The 18,398-nt window shown below is 55.4% G+C and carries 19 protein-coding genes; 13 read left to right on the top strand and 6 right to left on the bottom strand.

Features of this window, described 5'->3' with window-relative positions:
- The first annotated feature begins 267 nt into the window (after positions 1-267).
- Complete coding sequence (gene wrbA, locus INT32_RS14615; RefSeq protein ID WP_193089480.1) at positions 268-867, top strand: NAD(P)H:quinone oxidoreductase; 600 nt, start codon at positions 268-270, stop codon at positions 865-867.
- Positions 868-939: 72 nt separating this feature from the next.
- Here the strand turns inward: wrbA and INT32_RS14610 are convergent, their stop codons facing one another.
- Positions 940-1,929 carry an NAD(P)-dependent oxidoreductase gene (locus tag INT32_RS14610; protein ID WP_193089479.1) on the bottom strand — a complete coding sequence of 330 codons (990 nt, stop codon included), beginning with the start codon at positions 1,927-1,929 and terminating at the stop codon, positions 940-942.
- Between the two features lie 391 nt (positions 1,930-2,320).
- Here INT32_RS14610 and INT32_RS14605 point away from each other — a divergent pair, with 391 nt between their 5' ends.
- The 8 genes from INT32_RS14605 (at position 2,321) to INT32_RS14570 (ending at position 10,050) form a co-directional block, all read left to right on the top strand.
- Positions 2,321-3,523 (top strand): mandelate racemase/muconate lactonizing enzyme family protein, encoded by a 1,203-nt coding sequence (locus INT32_RS14605; RefSeq protein WP_193089478.1) that lies wholly within the window; start codon positions 2,321-2,323, stop codon positions 3,521-3,523.
- 64 nt (positions 3,524-3,587) lie between these two features.
- On the top strand, positions 3,588-3,929 hold the full coding sequence (locus INT32_RS14600; RefSeq protein ID WP_193089477.1) for a carboxymuconolactone decarboxylase family protein: 342 nt from the start codon (positions 3,588-3,590) through the stop codon (positions 3,927-3,929).
- A gap of 123 nt (positions 3,930-4,052) precedes the next feature.
- Positions 4,053-5,033 (top strand): tripartite tricarboxylate transporter substrate binding protein, encoded by a 981-nt coding sequence (locus INT32_RS14595; protein ID WP_193089476.1) that lies wholly within the window; start codon positions 4,053-4,055, stop codon positions 5,031-5,033.
- Positions 5,034-5,073: 40 nt separating this feature from the next.
- Positions 5,074-6,570, top strand: coding sequence for a class I adenylate-forming enzyme family protein (locus INT32_RS14590; RefSeq protein ID WP_193089475.1), 1,497 nt, complete (start codon positions 5,074-5,076; stop codon positions 6,568-6,570).
- Entirely contained in the window at positions 6,567-7,313 is a 747-nt protein-coding gene (locus tag INT32_RS14585; protein WP_193089474.1) for an enoyl-CoA hydratase/isomerase family protein, read from the top strand. The genes INT32_RS14590 and INT32_RS14585 overlap by 4 nt, the downstream gene beginning before the upstream one ends.
- 81 nt (positions 7,314-7,394) lie before the next feature.
- A complete protein-coding gene (locus INT32_RS14580) occupies positions 7,395-8,006 on the top strand; it encodes a cysteine dioxygenase (RefSeq protein ID WP_193089473.1) in 612 nt (203 codons plus the stop codon).
- A 91-nt stretch (positions 8,007-8,097) separates the two neighbouring features.
- On the top strand, positions 8,098-8,865 hold the full coding sequence (locus tag INT32_RS14575; RefSeq protein ID WP_193089472.1) for an IclR family transcriptional regulator: 768 nt from the start codon (positions 8,098-8,100) through the stop codon (positions 8,863-8,865).
- Between the two features lie 198 nt (positions 8,866-9,063).
- Positions 9,064-10,050, top strand: a complete 987-nt coding sequence (locus INT32_RS14570) for an MDR family oxidoreductase (protein ID WP_193089471.1) — start codon at positions 9,064-9,066, stop codon at positions 10,048-10,050.
- A 102-nt stretch (positions 10,051-10,152) separates the two neighbouring features.
- On the opposite strand, the gene trpA is transcribed toward INT32_RS14570, so the two are convergent.
- Both trpA and trpB read right to left on the bottom strand, forming a co-directional pair.
- A complete protein-coding gene (gene trpA, locus INT32_RS14565) occupies positions 10,153-10,962 on the bottom strand; it encodes a tryptophan synthase subunit alpha (RefSeq protein WP_193089470.1) in 810 nt (269 codons plus the stop codon).
- Positions 10,959-12,170, bottom strand: a complete 1,212-nt coding sequence (gene trpB / locus INT32_RS14560) for a tryptophan synthase subunit beta (RefSeq protein WP_193089550.1) — start codon at positions 12,168-12,170, stop codon at positions 10,959-10,961. Before trpB ends, trpA begins: the two co-directional genes overlap by 4 nt.
- Before the next feature lie 136 nt (positions 12,171-12,306).
- Between trpB and INT32_RS14555 the strand changes: the two genes are divergently transcribed.
- Complete coding sequence (locus INT32_RS14555) at positions 12,307-13,212, top strand: LysR family transcriptional regulator (protein ID WP_193089469.1); 906 nt, start codon at positions 12,307-12,309, stop codon at positions 13,210-13,212.
- 216 nt (positions 13,213-13,428) lie between these two features.
- A complete protein-coding gene (locus tag INT32_RS14550; RefSeq protein ID WP_193089468.1) occupies positions 13,429-13,815 on the top strand; it encodes a DUF2784 domain-containing protein in 387 nt (128 codons plus the stop codon).
- A 164-nt stretch (positions 13,816-13,979) separates the two neighbouring features.
- Here INT32_RS14550 and ycaC read toward each other — a convergent pair whose 3' ends face one another.
- Positions 13,980-14,624, bottom strand: coding sequence for an isochorismate family cysteine hydrolase YcaC (gene ycaC, locus INT32_RS14545; RefSeq protein ID WP_193089467.1), 645 nt, complete (start codon positions 14,622-14,624; stop codon positions 13,980-13,982).
- A 92-nt stretch (positions 14,625-14,716) separates the two neighbouring features.
- Positions 14,717-15,595, bottom strand: a complete 879-nt coding sequence (locus INT32_RS14540) for a pirin family protein (protein WP_193089466.1) — start codon at positions 15,593-15,595, stop codon at positions 14,717-14,719.
- A 107-nt stretch (positions 15,596-15,702) separates the two neighbouring features.
- Between INT32_RS14540 and INT32_RS14535 the strand changes: the two genes are divergently transcribed.
- Complete coding sequence (locus INT32_RS14535) at positions 15,703-16,608, top strand: LysR family transcriptional regulator (protein ID WP_193089465.1); 906 nt, start codon at positions 15,703-15,705, stop codon at positions 16,606-16,608.
- A gap of 68 nt (positions 16,609-16,676) precedes the next feature.
- A complete protein-coding gene (queC, locus tag INT32_RS14530; RefSeq protein ID WP_193089464.1) occupies positions 16,677-17,384 on the top strand; it encodes a 7-cyano-7-deazaguanine synthase QueC in 708 nt (235 codons plus the stop codon).
- A gap of 24 nt (positions 17,385-17,408) precedes the next feature.
- Here queC and INT32_RS14525 read toward each other — a convergent pair whose 3' ends face one another.
- Entirely contained in the window at positions 17,409-18,257 is an 849-nt protein-coding gene (locus INT32_RS14525; protein WP_226817082.1) for an AraC family transcriptional regulator, read from the bottom strand.
- Positions 18,258-18,398 lie beyond the last annotated feature (141 nt).

The raw sequence follows: 18,398 nt of genomic DNA, 5'->3' as shown, positions 1-18,398 counted from the left end.
CGCGTCGCAGGCACGTTTGTCCAAGACGCCCATTGTTTCACTAAAGACTTCTGAAGTACTCAGTTCGTACGCACACAGGGAAAAGGTTAAGGTCAGCGCTCGTTGCAGCTTCCTGCCTGCAAACGTTTTCGCCGCTGTTTATTCGACAGCGGTGAACTGCTGTCACCTGCACGACTCTCGTTTTTACTATACTGAACATATCGCATTTCGTTCGTACCCGGCAAGCATTCGCCAGCCGGTTCATTTACCAATGACAGGAGTTTTTGCATGACGAAGATACTTGTACTTTACTACTCCATGTATGGCCATATCGAGACCATGGCAAACAGCGTTGCAGACGGTGCCCGCCTTGTACAGGGCACCGAGGTCACTATCAGGCGCGTGCCCGAAACGATGAATGAAGAGGCCTTTGGCAACGCGGGTGGCAAAGCGGACCAGGTTGCGCCTGTCGCGTCTGTCCAGGAACTGGCCGACTACGACGCCATTATTATTGGTACGCCAACCCGTTTTGGCAATATGGCAGGCCAGATGCGTACGTTTCTGGATCAAACCGGTGGCCTGTGGGCCAAAGGCGCCCTTGCCGGAAAAATTGCAAGTGTCTTTACCTCTACCGGCACCGGCGGCGGCCAGGAAATGACCATCACCTCTACCTGGACCACCCTTGCCCACCATGGCATGATTATCGTACCGATCGGCTACACGAGCCAGGCCCTGTTCGACATATCGCAAGTCGGCGGCGGGACCCCTTATGGCGCCTCTACCATTGCCGGCGGAGATGGTTCGCGCCAGCCTGACGAGCGTGAGCTTGGTATCGCCAGGCATCAAGGTGAGTACGTGGCAAAAGTAGCGGTTAAATTGAAGGGATGAGGAACAAGCGCCGGCGCTGGTCTGATGGGCGAGCCCGGCTTTCTCAAGAGACAAGAAAGGCCTACCTTTATATCAGAACGACGTTTTCAACATTTCCATCCGCTCCAATGCCCGCTGCGTTACCTCAGGATTGACCAATGGCGTTGGCAGTTTTCCGGCAAGCAGATCCAGCGTCTGGTTTACTGACAACTCGCTGATGCGACGCATGCTTTCAAGGGTAATGCCCGCGATGTGGCTGCTGAGAATGACATTTGTCATCGTACGAAGTGGTGAGTCGTCAGGTAGCGGCTGCAATTCAAAAACATCCAGTGCAGCGCTTATTTTCTGCTGCACCAGCACATCAACGAGATCGGCCTGGTTTATCACCGCGCCACGCGCCACATTGATGATACTGGCGCCCTGCTTCATCAGGCCCAATGTTCGCTGGTTTGCCAGGCCTTTGGTTTCTGCGGTCAGCGGGCAGGCAAGCACCACGAAGTCGGCCGTTCGAAAAATATCGTCAATGGATGCTGCGCCGATGTAGTCGGGCATTTTGCTCGGATCGCGGCGATTGCCGATGACGGACATGCCGAACCCATAATGACAGATGCGGGCCAGCGCCTGGCCAATGGCACCGACGCCAATAATACCGACCGTTTTTCCATGAAGTTCAATGGCACCATCGGACAGCGCACGCGATGCACTCCATCCGTCGCTGCGAAGCAACGCATCTACCGTATGCAGGCGACGTGAAAGCAGCAGCATTTGACCCACCACATACTCCGCCACGGCAACGGCATTTGCACCGGGTGCATTGCTCACCGGGATTGCCCTGGCGGTCGCTTGCGCAACCGGAACGATATCGACCCCGGCACCGTGCCTGACAATACCGCGAAGACGATCAGCATGCGCCAGAACCTCAGCAGCAACGGGCGAACGCACAATCAGCACGTCGGCGTCACGTATCTCTTTGGCAAGCACCTGCGGATCCAGCGACGAAGCAACGCGCACTTGCGCATGTTCACGCAGGCGTTCTGTTTCGCTGGAATCAATCGGGTTGGTCAGCAGCACAATCGCACTCACGGGCGCTCCCTGGTTTGGGTTGATACGTCAATGGAACAACGTCTAGGCATCGACTGTGCGCGCAACAAATGACGCGCACTTCAAAAGCTTTTTTGCAAATGCGAAGTGTACCGTGGAATGGTGCAAAGCGCGCCATCAGGGAAAACCCACAGCAACCGATCTAGACCCATGACAATTGAAATATCGCCACACCTGATAAACGGTGTTGCACGCCCCCGGTCCATGCTCGGCATCGTTATTTCATATGAAAATTTTTTGAAAGAGCTTTTCATTCCTACCGAATTGTTTTAGTATTCCCAAAACTTCCTATTTTTAAGAACGTCCGTCCTAATAATTGGGATTTATAAATTAATACCCTCCAGTTTATAAACCGGAGTCAAAGGAGCCTAAGTTGAATATCACAGATGTCCAGACGCTGTCCTGCGACGCCGGTTGGCGCAATTACTATTTCGTCAAGATCACGACCGACACCGGTATTTGCGGATGGGCGGAGTTTGACGAAGGCTTCGGTTCCCCCGGCGTTACCGCGGTCATTCAGAAGCTGAGCGAAATGCTTATCGGCAATCCGGTACCCAGCCAGGAACGGTTTTACGCCGAAGCCTACAGCCGAACCCGACCCGCAGCCGGCGGAGTGGTTGCCGAAGGCATTGGCGCCCTGGAAAATGCGTTGCTGGACGTGCGCGCCAAATCACTTGGCGTGCCCTGCTATGAATTGCTGGGCGGAAAAGTACGCGATAAGCTGCGCGTTTACTGGTCTCATTGCCCAGCCTGGCGCATCAATCATCCAAAGTTTTTTGGGCCTGCCGTAACAGATCTGGACGGCGTCAAGGCCATGGGGGCCGAGGCGCGTGAGCGCGGTTTTACTGCACTCAAATCCAACACGTTCATTTTTGATGAGGGTCCGGCCTACGCCTGGCGCCCGGGTTTTGCCGCTCCGTTCCATCCTGAATTGAATGCCGATCGCCGGATCATCCGAAACCTGCGCGATTGCCTGGAGGCATTGCGTGACGGTGCCGGACAGGACATGGAGATCCTGCTGGATCTGAATTTCAATTTCAAGACAGAGGGTTACCTGAAGATTCTGCGCGCAATTGCCGATCATGACATTTTCTGGGTGGAAATTGACAGCTATAGTCCCGATGCGCTTGCCTATATACGGAATCACAGCCCGCATCCGGTCAGTTCGTGCGAGACCCTGTTCGGCGCCCGGGAGTTCCTGCCTTATTTTCAGAAAAATGCCGTTGACGTTGCGATTGTCGATGTCGTCTGGAATGGTGCATGGCAGTCGATGAAGATCGCCAACCTGGCCGATATCCACGAAGTGAATGTCGCTCCGCATAATTTTTACGGCCATCTGTGCACCATGATGAACGCCCATTTTGCAAGCGCAGTGCCTAATTTTCGCATCATGGAGACGGACATCGACCGGCTTTCCTGGGACAGGGAATTGTTCACCTACGTTCCTGAGTATATCGACGGGCACCTGATCGTTCCGGACCGCCCGGGCTGGGGAACAGAACCCGTCGAAGAAGCCATCAGGGCGCACCCGCCAAAACCAGGTGGCGGATTGATCCAGCCGCGCCAGTCCCGATAGTTTGCCAACGACCATTTTTTCAACAACGCAGTGACTTCTCATCATTTACCAAGGAGACAACCACATGATCAACGATTGGAATTCAACACTGAGCAATCTTCGCAAGGGTGGCGCCGCTTTTGCCAAACATAACCCTGCGGTGGTAACGGCCTATCGTGGCCTGAACGAGGCGCTTGGGCAAGCCAGGCACCTGGACGACAAGACGCGTGAATTGATTGCGCTGGCTGTGGCCGTAACCACGCGATGCGACGGCTGCATTTCGTCGCACGCTGCCGCAGCCCAGAAGGCGGGCGCAACCGTGGAAGAAGTCAGCGAGGCCCTTGGCACCGCGGTGGCGCTTAACGCCGGTGCAGCCTATGTGTATTCAGTACGTGCAATTGAAGCATTTGAGCAAATGGACAAATGAAGTCTCTGCCGGTGAAAAGGAATTTTTACCGGGCGCAGTTTGCGGGGGCGTGGCAACAATAATTCCAAGCCACGGGTAACAGTTATCACTTTCAGATCAGGAAGTACCCAAAGGAGAAACAAAATGAGCAGACAAACAGAACAAGCAGTTCGGTTGGGAACATCAATAGCGCTGGCCGCTGCGTGCATACTGGCATCTGCCAGTGCTTATGCCGCCTGGCCCGCCGATAAGCCAATACGCCTGATTGTGCCCTATGCCCCAGGCGGCGCCACCGATATTCTGGGTCGCGCGGTTGGAAACCAAATGGCCAAGGAGCTGAAGCAAACAATTGTTGTGGAAAATAAGCCTGGCGCCGGCAGTATGCTGGGCTCGCAACAAGTGGTGCGTTCAGAGCCTGACGGTTACACGATTTTGCTGGGAAGTATTTCAAATGTACTGAACATGTATTTCTACAAGGACCCGCTTTATGATCTGAGCAAAGATCTCAAGCCGGTCGCGCAAATTGTATCCGTGCCCAATTTTCTGGCCGTGGGCAAATCGGTACCGGCAAAGAATGTTGCCGAACTGATCGCGCTTGCCAAGCAGAAACCCGGGGAACTCAGTTGCGCAACCTCTGGGGTCGGCTCCTCGCCCTACCTGTCGTGCGAACTGTTCAAGGTCATGGCTGGCATTGAGCTTATCAACACGCCGTTCAAGGGTGGTGCGCCCGCCATTCAATCGACGATCGGCAATCAGACGACCATGGTGTTTGCCAACGAAGCCTGGCCTTACATAGATTCGGGCCAGTTGCGTGGCCTGGGCGTTACCACTGCGCAGCGATCGCCCTATTCCAGGGATATCCCCGCCATATCAGAAACATTGCCTAAATATGACGTTACCGCCTGGTACGGGTTTTGGGTGCCTTCCAAGACACCAGACAAGATCACCAATGCGCTAAGCAAGGCAGCCGCAGACGCGCTGCAAAGCCAGGAAGTATTGAATACCCTGAAGCAACTGGGCGCCACGCCAAAGCCGTCGGATCCGCAGCAATTTGCAGATTACGTCAATAGCGAAATTGATCGATGGGCCGCGATCACCAAAGAGATGAATGTTCAGGCTAAATGACACAGCACGACATGGCAATACGCATACAACAGGAACCGTGATGCGACGACTAGGTGATGTACTGAAATATTGGGCAGAACATACCCCGAACAACCCGGCGATTTCGGACGAGATCCGCTCTCTCAGTTATGGGCAGTTGAACCAGGCTGTGGCCGATTGCCGGCGCTTTCTGGCCAGTTGCGGCCTTCGGCCCGGCGATCGCCTTGCATTGATCGGGGAAAACAGCACTGTGCTGGCAACACTCATTCTTGCCGCCGGGCTTGATGATATCTGGGTTGTCCTGGAAAATGCCCGCCGTGCCCCGCTTGAAACCGATGCTGTATGCAGCCATGCCGAGCCTCGACGTATTCTTTACCTGACCGAGAACTCGCCTTCGGCAAGCGAGCATGCCAACCGTCACGAAGCGCAACCGGTAACGACGCCGTTTGGGACACTGGCAATGGGCCCGCTAATGGATACATTGCCAGAGCCGTGTTACGCATCGGCGCAGGACCAGGTGGCTGCGCTGATCTACACCACTGGTAGCACCGGCACCCCCAAGGGCGTGATGCTCACACACGGCAACTTGCTTTATATTGGTTCACTGATGCAGCAGCAGCGACACCTGATACCCGAGGATCGGGTGTACGGCATTTTACCCATTACACATGTCATGGGCCTGTCTTCGGGTCTGCTTGGCACCCTGGCCTCTGGCGCCCATGTGCAACTGGTGCCGCGTTTTACCATTGCCCATTGCTTGAACAGTCTGAACCGGGAAGGTATCTCTGTTTTGCAGGGTGCCCCCGCCATGTTTTCCCGCCTGGCCAAATCGGAACAAATACGGGATTTAAAGTCTACGACGCTCAGAGTCATTGCGGCAGGAGGCGCTCCGCTGGATCCCACCCTCAAGCGACAGGCGGAGCAGACTTTCGGTCTGACACTGCATAATGGTTACGGCCTGACCGAAGGGTCGGCTATCTGCTGGACCCGGCTGGAATCTGCGAATCCTGATTGTGCCGTGGGACCGCCCAACCCTGGCGTGCAGATTGCAATCCTGGATGCTGAAAATAGACCAGTCAAGCAGGGAGAGCAAGGCTCATTGTGGGTCAAAGGTCCCAATATCATGAAAGGCTATTTTCGGGATCCACAACGAACTGCGGCAGTCCTGACATCCGATGGCTGGTTCAACACAGAGGATCTGGCCAGACAATTGCCCGATGGGCGCATCAATATTGAAGGACGCACCAAGGATCTGATTATCCGTTCCGGCTTCAATGTTTCGCCACTTGAGGTTGAAACCGCATTGAATGCCCATGAACAGATTCAGCATTCGGCAGTGCTGGGACACACCATCTGTGGCAACGAGCAGATCGTGGCAATGATCGAACTATACCCGGGCGCCTGCTTGAAAGAGGAAGACGTACGCCTGTTCTTGCAAGATCGCCTCTCTCCATACAAGCGGCCTGGAAGAATCTTTTTTGTCGACAATATGCCCATTGCCCCCAATGGCAAGGTACTCAAACACCAACTGAAACAAACCCTGAAGGAGCTGACATGACCGATGCCGTGACCTATGAATCCCGTGATGGTATTGCCATTATCACCATCAATCGCGAAGACCGCATGAATGCCATCGGCCCTGAGGTGGAAGCCGGCCTGGCCCTGGCGTGGAAACGCCTGAATGACAGCGCGCAAGATCGCGTCGGCATTCTTACCGGTGCTGGCACCAAGGCGTTCTCTGCCGGCAAGGACATGGCCTCTACGGCACCGCCCGATTACCGCAGCTTCACGCCCAATGTCGGCGTTCTGCTGGAAAAGCCGCTCATCGCGGCGATCAGCGGCTGGTGCATTGGCGGCTCCATTGTCCTGACGCTGATGTGCGATCTGTGCGTGGCTACCGAAGACGCCAAATTCATGTATCCGGAAGCCAAGCTGGGCTTTGCCGGCGGGATGATTGCATCGGCAGCAGCCAGGATTCCGCATAAGGTGGCAATGGAATTAATGTTGCTTGGCGAACCAATTACCGCCCAGCGCGCTTATGATGTTGGTATGGTTAACCGTGTGGTCCCGGCAGGTCAGCATATGGTCGAAGCCATGAAACTGGCGCGACGCCTGGCCGCCAATGCCCCATTGGTGATGACTATGCTCAAGCGCCTGGCCGCCCAGACCACGCCCATGAGTCCGGTAGAAATCGCCGGCCATGCCTGGCGGGAGAACCAGCGGGTGTTCGAGAGTGCCGACTTTGCCGAAGGTTTGGCAAGCTTTATCGAAAAACGCCCGCCGGCTTTCAAAGGACAGTAAAACCGTGCATGATTCTATAAACAGGGAGCGTTCACGCCGCCTGCAAAGCAATGGAAATTATTGAAACAAACCAAGAGACAAATGACAATGAATACGCCGAACCTGAACCGCCTGAGCGATTTTATTCAAGCAGCCACCAGACTCATGGACGGCCATGATGACAATCAGCAACCACCGGCTGGCATGAAGTCCTTGCTAGCAGATCTCGTTGCCCAGGACGACTGGCTGCCCGAATTCTGCACCGTGCCGCACCCCACTTTTTACCAACAGTTTCTCCTGCACTGTGATCCCCTGGAGCGCTTCTCACTGGTCAGTTTTGTATGGGGTCCCGGACAACAGACACCGGTTCACGACCATATGGTGTGGGGGTATATTGGCATGTTGCGCGGTGCAGAACTGAGTCAGCGCTATCGCACCAATCCGGATGGCTCGCTCACTGCAGACGGAGAACCAGACCGGCTCGAACCCGGCATGGTCGACGCGCTGCTGCCGGCAGAAGGCGATATACATCAGGTATTCAATGCATACGACGATAAGCCTTCTATCAGTATTCATCTTTATGGCGGCAACATCGGCGCGGTCAGCCGGCATGTTTTCGACCTTGCAAGCGGTCAGCCAAAAACGTTTATCTCCGGCTACTCTTCTGACCTGATTCCCAATGTCTGGGATCGTTCTGCGAGCCGAAAAACCTGATGTCGCCGGTATGACGAACGCGTTCTTTCCCCCTCCTCTGATGTATTCTGTCGCCTTATCACTTAGCGTACAGGGAAGGATATATAACGTCATGGATAAAACACTCATCAAAGGCCTGAAGGTGCTGGAAGTCGTTACTGGCTCTACCGAGAGAATCCGGACCATCGAGGAACTGGCCGATAAAGTCGGTCTGACACGCAGCAATACGCACCGCACTTTGCAGACACTTATTCATGCAGGTTTTGTGGCACGCGATGACCAGGACAACTACATAGGGGGTATCCGGCTGTTTGAACTGGCAGCGAACCAGCTGGCGCAGCTGGATCTGCGGCGCATCGCCTCTGGCGCCATGCACGTGCTGGCAGAAAGCACCGGAGAAACCATCCACCTGTCTGTACTGGACGGGTTCGATGTCGTGTATGTAGACAAGATAGACAGCCCGCAGCCAATTCGCGCTTACTCCATGATTGGCGGACGGGCTCCCGCCTATGCTGTCGCCACAGGCAAGGCCATTCTGGCTTATCAGACAGACAGTTTTCTGGACAGCCACGCCGGGCAATTGCAAAAGCATACAGCCGCAACCATGGCAGACCTGGATACACTGCGGCGCGCGCTGGCCCGGACAGTCAAACAGGGCTATGCCGTCAATCGCGGCGAGTGGCGCGACGGCGTTGGGGGAATCGCGGTCCCCATTTTTAACGGACTGGGACAAATTATGGGAGCTGTTGGCATTTCGGCACCCCTGGATCGCCTGACACCCGCTCGCATACGCCAACTGGTTCCCGAAGTCATCCAGTGCGCCGGCGCAATTTCGCAACAGCTGGGCTACACCGCAAAAACGGCCAAGCCCGATACGTAGCCCGCGTGAGTATCTCAACTGAAATGGAATGTGCTGTATGAGACATAAATAAGCCACACTTTGCATAGCGACGATCAGCCGCCAGCCATGGCGACTCGCGCTGCCTACAAGCTAAACAGGCTGTGTGCTTGAAGCCATCAGCTCAGCAGACGCACTTGCTGAGCAACCAGTCATTCACCCAATTGGAGGAAATACCGAATGTTCAACGCCATATTGATTGAAAAAGATGATGCCGGATACCGTGCCGCAGCAACGTCCGTGGACGAGGCGCAGTTGCCCCAAGGAGACGTTCTTGTCGATGTGCAATATTCAACCATCAATTACAAGGACGGACTGGCTATTACAGGAAAATCACCAGTGGTCCGGCAGTTTCCCATGGTACCGGGCATTGACTTTTGCGGTACCGTCAGGCAAAGCCAGCACCCGGATTTTAAGACGGGGGACGCCGTGATCCTCAATGGCTGGGGCGTAGGCGAAACCCATTGGGGAGGCCTGGCTCAGCAGGCCAGCGTCAACGGCAAATGGCTGATCCGCCTGCCCTCGGGCATGAAACCCGAGCAGGCGATGTCCATCGGCACTGCCGGCTACACTGCCATGCTGTGTGTCATGGCGCTGCAACGCAACGGCCTGACGCCCGAATCGGGTGACATCCTTGTGACCGGTGCGGCAGGCGGCGTCGGCAGCGTAGCCGTCGCGCTGCTTTCCTCTCTGGGATTCCGCGTGATCGCATCCACCGGCAGGCAGCAAGAGGAAGATTATTTGAGAAAATTGGGTGCCGCCGAAATTATTGATCGCAATACCCTGAGCGAGCCCGGCAAACCGCTGGGCAAGGAACGCTGGGCAGGCGCCGTGGACAGTGTCGGCAGCCACACGCTGGCCAATGTTTGCGCAGGCATCAAGTATCGCGGTGCGATTGCCGCGTGTGGTCTGGCGCAAGGTCTGGATTTTCCTGCGTCCGTCGCGCCATTCATTCTGCGCGGCATTACGCTGGTCGGGATCGACAGCGTACACTGCCCGGTCAAGGAACGCCAGCAGGCCTGGGATAGGCTGAGCAAGGAACTGGATCCGGCCAAGCTGGCATTGATTGGCTCCCGGACGGTCGGTTTAAATGAAGTCATTCCCCTGGCCGGCCAGATTCTGGAAGGAAAAGTGCGCGGGCGAATTGTTGTGGATGTGAATCGTTAGACAACGTTCACAATCGAGTTCAGTCGTTGGACATGGCCAGGTCGCGAATCTTCTCGCAGCCTGGCCATCTTTTTTCAATAACACATACGTAATGAACACCAATCAACCACGCGCCTTGCGCACCGCCTGTGCCAATTCACTGCACAGCTCCAGCACATCGACCCGGGCCTGCTCACCACTGTTTGCCTCTGCAATCTTCTGCACCAACGCCGAGCCGACAACAACGCCATCGGCCACTCTGGCAATATTGGCCGCCTGTTCCGGAGTACGAATCCCGAAACCCACGCTTACCGGTAGATCGGTATGTCTGCGAATCCGTGTGACGGCTTGCTGAACATGCTCTATGGTCGCTGAACCGGCGCCGGTGGTGCCCGCAACAGAAACGTAATAGACAAAGCCGCCGGCATTGCCCAGGATCTGCTGCAAACGCGCGTCATCGCTAGTGGGTGTGGTCAAGCGTACAAAATCAATGCCGGCAGCCTGCGCCGGAAGACAAAGATCACGATCGTGTTCGGCTGGCAGATCTACCACAATCAGCCCATCTACCCCAGCCTTGCCTGCGTCGGCAATAAACCGATCCACGCCATAGCGATGAATAGGGTTGAAATACCCCATCAGCACAATTGGCGTTTCGTTGTCGTGCTGCCGAAACTCGCCGATCATTTTCAGGGTGGCGGCAACATTCTGACCCTGTGCCAGTGCGCGAAGGCTGGAAAGCTGAATGGCAGGACCGTCGGCCATCGGATCGGTAAACGGCATGCCCAGTTCGATAATATCGGCGCCCGCTTGTGGCAATCCGTTAAGAATGGCTGCGGCGGTATCATAGTCGGGATCACCGGCAGTCAGAAACGTGACCAGGGCCGCGCGATTCTCGTTCTTAAGTTGTGCAAAACGCTGTTGCAGGCGACTCATGCTTGTTGCTCCTTCTCTTTGCTATGTTGCATCACAGTTTGCATATCCTTGTCTCCGCGCCCGGACAGGTTCACGACCATCAGGTGATCCCTGGGCAGCGATGGCGCCTGCTTGAACGCTTCGGCCAGCGCATGAGCGCTTTCCAGCGCGGGAATAATACCTTCCAGGCGGCAACATTGATGCAGGGCGTCAAGCGCTTCATCGTCTGTTATTGCCGTATATTGCACACGTCCAATGCTGTGCAGCCAGGCATGTTCAGGACCGATGCCAGGATAATCCAGGCCGGCAGATATTGAATGGGCATCAATAATTTGCCCATCGTCATCCTGCAGCAAGAACGTGCGATTGCCGTGTAATACGCCAGGTACGCCCCCGTTCAGACTCGCCGCATGCTTGCCGCTTTCAATTCCATGGCCGGCCGCTTCTACGCCGATAATCTTCACATCCTTGTCATCCAGAAAATCATGGAACAGCCCTATCGCGTTGGAACCGCCCCCTACGCAGGCGACAAGCGAGTCGGGCAAGCGGCCTTCCTGAGCCAACATCTGCTCACGGGTTTCCCGGCCGATCACTGCCTGGAAATCCCGGACCATAGTGGGATAGGGATGAGGGCCGGCCACCGTACCAATCAGATAATAAGTAGTGTCGACATTGGTGACCCAATCACGCAAGGCCTCGTTCATGGCGTCCTTTAACGTGCCAGTGCCTGCTGTGACAGGCAACACCTGCGCCCCCAGCAATTTCATACGAAATACGTTGGCCTGCTGGCGATCAATATCGGTGCTACCCATGTAAATGACGCATTGCAAACCAAAGCGGGCGGCAACAGTCGCTGTTGCGACCCCATGCATTCCGGCCCCGGTCTCGGCAATAATTCGTTTCTTGCCCATGCGTCGCGCCAGCAGAATCTGGCCGATACAGTTATTGATTTTGTGAGCCCCGGTATGATTGAGCTCCTCACGCTTGAGATAAATTTTTGCCCCGCCCAGGTGTTCGGTCAGCCGCTCTGCATAATAGAGCGGGCTGGGTCGTCCCACATAATCCCGCTGGAAATAGGCCAATTCCTTTTGAAAGCGCTCATCGGTCTTGGCTTTTTCGTATTCGGCAGCCAGTTCGTGAATCAGCGGCATCAGTGTTTCGGCCACGTATTGCCCGCCAAAGTCGCCAAACATCCCCGCCGCGCCGGTATCTGTATTCAATGAAACCATGGGTGTCCATTCTCCTGTCATTTGCTTTCCGCCAGTTTCGATCGGAAAGCCTGTTTCCATGAATACAGCATAAGCCAGCTGCCGTTATAAAAAAAGCGATAAAATAGCCCTGATATGTCAAATAAACTCACACATTATGACCAGAGATATCCCACCCCTTAACGCCTTGCTTGCATTCGAAGCTGCAGCGCGCCTGCTCAGCGTGAGCAAAGCGGGAAATGAGCTGCACGTTACCCACGGAGCGATCAGCCGGCAGATCCGGGTGCTTGAGTCTTCCCTTGGCATCGCGCTCATCGAGAAAGAAGGACGTGGTATAAAACTCACAGATTCCGGCGTATTGCTGCGTGACGCCAGTGCCGCGGCCTTTGGCCGGGTACGCAGCGCCTGCGCCGAGATCCGCCATCGTAGCGGTAACCTGCCGTTTGTGCTTGCCTGTCCGGGCAGCCTGTTGGCGCGCTGGTTCATCCCCAGGCTGGACAAACTCAATCAGGACCTGCCCCAATTGCGATTGCAATTGACTGCGGGAGAAGGAGAACTGGACCCACGCAATCCCAATGTCGACGCAACCCTTTGCTTTGCAGCCCCTCCCTGGCCTGATGACATGCTCGTGCATGACCTGGGCGCGGAATATATCGGCGCCGTGATCAGTCCGAGATATGTCAACTATGGTTCCCTGGTCGATGCCCCGGTAAGCGCGCTATTGAACGAGCCGCTTATGTATCCGGCGTCCCGGCCGCAGGCTTGGGCCCAATGGGCGCAGGCAAACCAATTACCTGCCGACAATCTGCAGTTGGGTACCGCATTCGAGCATCTTTATTACCTTCTGGAAGCGGCTACGGCAGGCCTGGGCGTGGCTATCGCCCCCAAACAGGTCGTCGCCGATGACCTGGCCGCCCGGCGGCTGGAGGCGCCCTGGGGCTTTGTGCAAACAAGCGCACGCTTAAGTCTTTGGGTGCCGCGAGCCCGTGCGGATCAGCGCTCTGCCCTGCTGGCAGACTGGCTGGGTAAGGCGCTGGATTTCGCAGGCCAGCCCAAATCCTAGTATTTATACATTTGTGATAAATCGCCTGCTGCCCTAGAATATACGCAAGGCTGGCCGTTCATACCACTTACGCCCCGCCTGTCCGTCATACACGCTCACAGCATTGCAAGCACGCCACCGTGAACAGATGCGGGCGGTGTATAGATGACTGGCGTAGCTTGCATGGTCCAGGCAGCGCTTATGTTACTTCCTGCCAAGAGTGCCAATAGGAAAACCATGATTTATCGCGTGCTTGCCGACCTGGTTCTAGTTGCGCATTTTGCCTTTATTCTGTTTGCCATATTCGGCGGGCTGCTTGTTTTGCTGCGCTTTCACATTATCTGGCTGCATGTACCGGCGCTGGTCTGGGGCGCCGCCATTGTCGGGCTGGGCGCCATCTGCCCGTTGACACCACTGGAAAATACATTACGGGACATGGCAGGACAACAAGCCTATACCGGCGGTTTTCTGGAGCATTATCTGTTATTGGTCATTTACCCGCCAGGGCTTACCCGGGAAGTACAGGTACTGTTGGCGGCCGGCCTGGTTATCCTGAATGTCATTATTTATATCCTGGTGTGGCGGCGCTATGGCAGACAGAAAACGGCCGACAGAAACCAATGAAGAGCACCCGCGGGCGCTCCATGCACTTTACCAACACGAATTCGGGCTGAACACCAGACTGTGCATCCATTGCATTGATCGACAACTCTGATGCACCGCTCTACTGGGGATGGCCGGTGCTGGCCAATACAACCAGCTCGGGTCAGCATCGGCAGTGCCAGGGCTTACTTTCCGGAGGTCAGCTTGGCATGGCTGGTCATCAGGTTTCGATAGTCTGGAATGTGGTTGGAGAACAGGGTTCCCAGGCCTTCTATATCATTGCGCCAGTCGCGGTGCAGCTCGGCTGCCAGCCCGAACCAGGTCATGAGCTGAGCGCCCGCTGCCGACATGCGATTCCATGCGGAATGGCGTGTGATCTCATTGAATGTGCCTGAAGCGTCTGTTACCACAAACACCTCATACCCGGCCTCAATGGCTGACAAGGCAGGAAACGCGACGCACACCTCGGTTACCACACCGGCAATAATCAGCTGCTTTTTGCCAGTCGCTTCAATCGCCTTGACGAAATCTTCATTGTCCCAGGCATTGATCTGGCCCGGACGTGCGATATAAGGCGCATCGGGAAAGGCCTCTTTCAACTCGGGCACCAGGGGACCATTGGGGCCTTCCTCGAAACTGGTCGTAAGAATCGTCGGCAGCTTAAAATAGTTGGCCAGATCGGCCAAGGCCAACACGTTGTTTTTGAATTTGTCCGGATCAATGTCCCGCACCAGGGAAAGCAGGCCAGTTTGGTGATCGACCAGCAGCACTGCAGCCTGATCCTTGTCCAGACGCTTGTATGTTGTTGATTGAGTGGATGAAGCGCTCATTGTTCATTCTCCTGAATAATTAAAAAAATACTGCAACACACATGTTGCGCGATGGGCTGGGCGCCCATCGCTTTAAAAATGCAGCACAACCGCTATGGTGCTGATACTTCAGCCATCTGGCCAAAACGACCGCTATTGAAGTCGCTGATGGCCTGGGCAATCTGGTCCTGGCTATTCATGACAAACGGACCGTAACCAACAATCGGCTCATCAATCGGCTCGCCACTGAGCAACAAGACAACGGCATCGTTGTTTGCCTCGATAGCCATGTGGCGGTCGGCTTGGTCCAGCACTACCAGTTGCGCTTCGCGCGCCACCGTATCGCCGTTGACCAGCACGGTTCCACGCAATACAACCAACGCAGTGCTCCAGCCTTCAGGGACCTCAAACTCGGTAATGCCGCCTTGCTTGATGCGCATATCCCAGACATGCATTGGCGTAAACGTGTGTGCAGGTCCTTTCTCTTGCCCATATTCACCTGCAATCACGCGTACCGAGCCAGCGTCATTCGGCAGCGCCACCATGGGTATATCGCTATCGAGCACCGCCTGATAACCCGGCGCGGCCATTTTGTCTTTGGCCGGCAAATTGACCCACAGCTGCACCATCTCCAGCGCACCACCCTGGGTGGTGAAGGCCTCTGAATGAAATTCCTCATGCAATATGCCGGCGCCCGCCGTCATCCATTGCACATCGCCGGGACCGATTGTGCCGCCCTGCCCGGTTGAATCGCGATGGCTAACTTCGCCCTTATAGACGATCGTAACCGTCTCGAAACCCCGGTGAGGATGCTGACCCACCCCGCGTTTTTTCTGAACTGGCCCAAAATCGGCCGGACCAGCATAATCCAGCAGCAAAAAGGGGCTCAGTTGTTTGCCATGGCTTTGATACGAAAACATGGACCTGACGGGAAAACCGTCTCCTACCCAATGAGGGCGGGGTGCGCTATAGATTCCAAGTACTTTTTTCATTTCGTCATCTCCTTGTAGTGACAGTACAGATAGCATAAACTTGGAACGACTTTTCCGGTAGATCTAAAAATTGGAGACATCGTTCCAGTAATGGAACGATAAATAGGATGCAAGACCTCAATAACCTTTATTACTTCGTGCAGATTGTCGATCACAAGGGCCTGGCGCCTGCCGGCAGGGCGCTTGGCATCCCAAAATCCACACTCAGCCGCAAGCTCAGAATGCTGGAAGAGCAATTGGGCGTACGCCTGATACACCGCTCCACCCGCCAATTCGGCATAACCGACGTCGGCCTGGCGTATTACGAACACTGCAAAGCGATGCTGATCGAGGCCGAAGCCGCCCAGGCGATCATCGATATGACCCGGGCCGAGCCGCGTGGCGTCATACGCATCAGTTGCCCCATCGCCCTGCTTCAAACAAATGTGGGGTGCATGCTTGCCGACTTCATGATGCTGTACCCGCAAGTCACCATACAGATCGACGCCACCAATCGGCGGGTTGACCCTGTGGCAGAGGCCATTGATATTGCCCTTCGTGTGCGCCCGCCACCAATACAGGACAGCAATCTGATCATGCGTACTCTGTCTGACCGTAGTCAGTGCCTGGTCGCCAGCCCTGCGCTGGTGGAACGCCATGGCCTTCCTGCCGCGCCGGCCGACCTGGCGGACTGGCCCAGCCTTGGCCTGGGTCAGCCGCAACAGCACTATGCCTGGACATTATTCGGGCCAGACTCTGCCCAGGCCGTGATTCATCACTTTCCCCGCCTGATCACAACCGACATGATCGGCCTGCGTATTGCAGCCCTGGCGAGCGTCGGTATCGTGCAGTTGCCAACCCTGATGGTCTGTGATCAGCTCGCACAAGGCACACTGGTCAGGCCGCTTCCCGATTGGAGACCCCGGCGCGAAATCATCCATGCGGTGTTTTCATCGCGACGCGGCCAGATGCCAGCCGTGCGGGCGTTGATTGACTACCTGGTCCAGCGCTTTGATGCACTGGAGGAGGATTGAAACGCCACCGGCACGTGGGCTTGATATGATAGCGGTCAGTCCACTTTATATTACACAGGAAATATGACATGAATAACAAGGCGCTTGTCCTTTTTTCCGGTGGCCAGGATTCCACCACCTGTCTGGCCTGGGCGCTGGACCGGTACCAATATGTAGAAACCATTGGCTTTTCCTATGGGCAACGGCACGCCATTGAATTGACGTGCCGCGATCAGGTCATCGAACAGTTGCGCGTGCACTTTCCCGCCTGGAGCGCCAAGCTTGGCGATGATCATATGCTCGATCTGTCAGTACTGGGGCAAATCAGCGATACGGCACTGACGCAGGACAAAGCCATCGAGTTCGAACAAAGCGGCCTGCCCAACACCTTTGTACCCGGGCGCAACCTGCTGTTCTTCAACTTTGCCGCTGCGCTGGCGTACCGGCGCGGGCTGGAAGTACTGGTTGGCGGCATGTGCGAAACCGACTATTCTGGCTATCCCGACTGCCGCGACAATACGCTCAAATCGCTGCAGGTCTCACTCAGTCTGGGCCTGGATCGACCCATGGTGATTGAAACCCCGTTGATGTGGATTGACAAGGAAAAAACCTGGGACATGGCAAGAACACTGGGCGGACAACCGCTGGTGCAGCTCATTGAAGAGCACACTCATACCTGTTATCTGGGAGACCGGCAACATCGCCATCCATGGGGTTACGGCTGCAATCAATGCCCGGCCTGTGACCTGCGACGCAAGGGTTATGAACTGTACAAAAGCGCCCACGAAAACCATTGAACCACGCCGCCCACAGGGCGGCTGCTACACCATAGCGTGATGGCCCGCTCTTTTTTCCTTGAATTGCGAAGGTGATACGCCCGTAAGCTGCTTGAACTGCCGACTGAATGCGCTGTGGTCTGTATAACCACAACGAGCGGAGATCTCGGTGATTGTCATGTTCTGATCAAGCAGGCGCAGCGCATGCTCCAGACGGGTTTTCTGAATGAACTGCAGGGGGGTCATATGGAATATCTTCTTGAAGTTTCGCTCCAGCTGCGACATCGATAGCCCTGAAATATCGGCCAGCGTCTCCATGCGTATCACCTGATCAAAATGCGTACGCACATAACTTTCTACTTTCTCCAGTCTTTCATTGGTGCCAGGCTGGTTCAGTTCGTCCGACTGGATATCGACAGACACGCCGGCCATCGCGATAATGTCGCCGCAAGCACCGTATATCGGCATTTTGTGCGTCAGGCACCAGCCAAGCTCACCTGAACTATAAAAGTGCAGCTCAAGCTTGTCGGCAATGCAATTGCCGGTATGCAGCACACGATAATCCTGCTCCGTATACTCATTACCCTGTCGCGTATTGAACACGTCCCGCGACGGCTTGCCGAGCACATCTGCCACACACTCAAGACCGCAACGCTTGGCCAATGTCTGGTTGACCAGGACATACTCTGCGCGCGTATTCTTGATAAAAAACACGACATTGGGTAAAGCATCGAAAATCGGCGCAAGAATCGACAGATGACTCAATAGCGCTTCCAGGTTCTGCGGCCGAAAGTTCTCAGCCACCGCATTGACCAGATCTGCAATGGGTGCAGCTTCAGACGGTCTGCCTGAAAGAAGCGGATCGCGTCTCGATAAGGAAAGTTCATTTGCCATTTGCATTTTTCATTCTGTCCGCGTTGCAGCCAAAAACGGAGTCGGATTCGGGAAAATCCTGATCATTTCCGCAAGCGGTGCATATTGCCGATATTACCACCGCCCTGCAAACCCGGCTATGCAGTTTTCGACATAGAAATG

The sequence above is a fragment of the Advenella sp. FME57 genome, assembly GCF_014897675.1.
In the GTDB taxonomy this organism is placed as follows: Bacteria; Pseudomonadota; Gammaproteobacteria; order Burkholderiales; family Burkholderiaceae_B; genus Advenella.
Note: the sequence above shows the minus strand (reverse complement) of the source record. Positions and strands in the feature narration are given on the sequence as shown.

What these genes read in the sequence shown, in the direction of transcription:
- wrbA (WP_193089480.1), top strand. Translation starts at nt 268, where the DNA reads ATGACGAAGATACTTGTACTTTACTACTCCATGTATGGCCATATCGAG.
- INT32_RS14600 (WP_193089477.1), top strand. Translation starts at nt 3,588, where the DNA reads ATGATCAACGATTGGAATTCAACACTGAGCAATCTTCGCAAGGGTGGC.
- INT32_RS14595 (WP_193089476.1), top strand. Translation starts at nt 4,053, where the DNA reads ATGAGCAGACAAACAGAACAAGCAGTTCGGTTGGGAACATCAATAGCG.
- INT32_RS14590 (WP_193089475.1), top strand. Translation starts at nt 5,074, where the DNA reads ATGCGACGACTAGGTGATGTACTGAAATATTGGGCAGAACATACCCCG.
- INT32_RS14585 (WP_193089474.1), top strand. Translation starts at nt 6,567, where the DNA reads ATGACCGATGCCGTGACCTATGAATCCCGTGATGGTATTGCCATTATC.
- INT32_RS14580 (WP_193089473.1), top strand. Translation starts at nt 7,395, where the DNA reads ATGACAATGAATACGCCGAACCTGAACCGCCTGAGCGATTTTATTCAA.
- INT32_RS14575 (WP_193089472.1), top strand. Translation starts at nt 8,098, where the DNA reads ATGGATAAAACACTCATCAAAGGCCTGAAGGTGCTGGAAGTCGTTACT.
- INT32_RS14570 (WP_193089471.1), top strand. Translation starts at nt 9,064, where the DNA reads ATGTTCAACGCCATATTGATTGAAAAAGATGATGCCGGATACCGTGCC.
- trpA (WP_193089470.1), bottom strand. Translation starts at nt 10,962, where the DNA reads ATGAGTCGCCTGCAACAGCGTTTTGCACAACTTAAGAACGAGAATCGC.
- trpB (WP_193089550.1), bottom strand. Translation starts at nt 12,170, where the DNA reads ATGGTTTCATTGAATACAGATACCGGCGCGGCGGGGATGTTTGGCGAC.
- INT32_RS14555 (WP_193089469.1), top strand. Translation starts at nt 12,307, where the DNA reads ATGACCAGAGATATCCCACCCCTTAACGCCTTGCTTGCATTCGAAGCT.
- INT32_RS14550 (WP_193089468.1), top strand. Translation starts at nt 13,429, where the DNA reads ATGATTTATCGCGTGCTTGCCGACCTGGTTCTAGTTGCGCATTTTGCC.
- ycaC (WP_193089467.1), bottom strand. Translation starts at nt 14,624, where the DNA reads ATGAGCGCTTCATCCACTCAATCAACAACATACAAGCGTCTGGACAAG.
- INT32_RS14540 (WP_193089466.1), bottom strand. Translation starts at nt 15,595, where the DNA reads ATGAAAAAAGTACTTGGAATCTATAGCGCACCCCGCCCTCATTGGGTA.
- INT32_RS14535 (WP_193089465.1), top strand. Translation starts at nt 15,703, where the DNA reads ATGCAAGACCTCAATAACCTTTATTACTTCGTGCAGATTGTCGATCAC.
- queC (WP_193089464.1), top strand. Translation starts at nt 16,677, where the DNA reads ATGAATAACAAGGCGCTTGTCCTTTTTTCCGGTGGCCAGGATTCCACC.
- INT32_RS14525 (WP_226817082.1), bottom strand. Translation starts at nt 18,257, where the DNA reads ATGGCAAATGAACTTTCCTTATCGAGACGCGATCCGCTTCTTTCAGGC.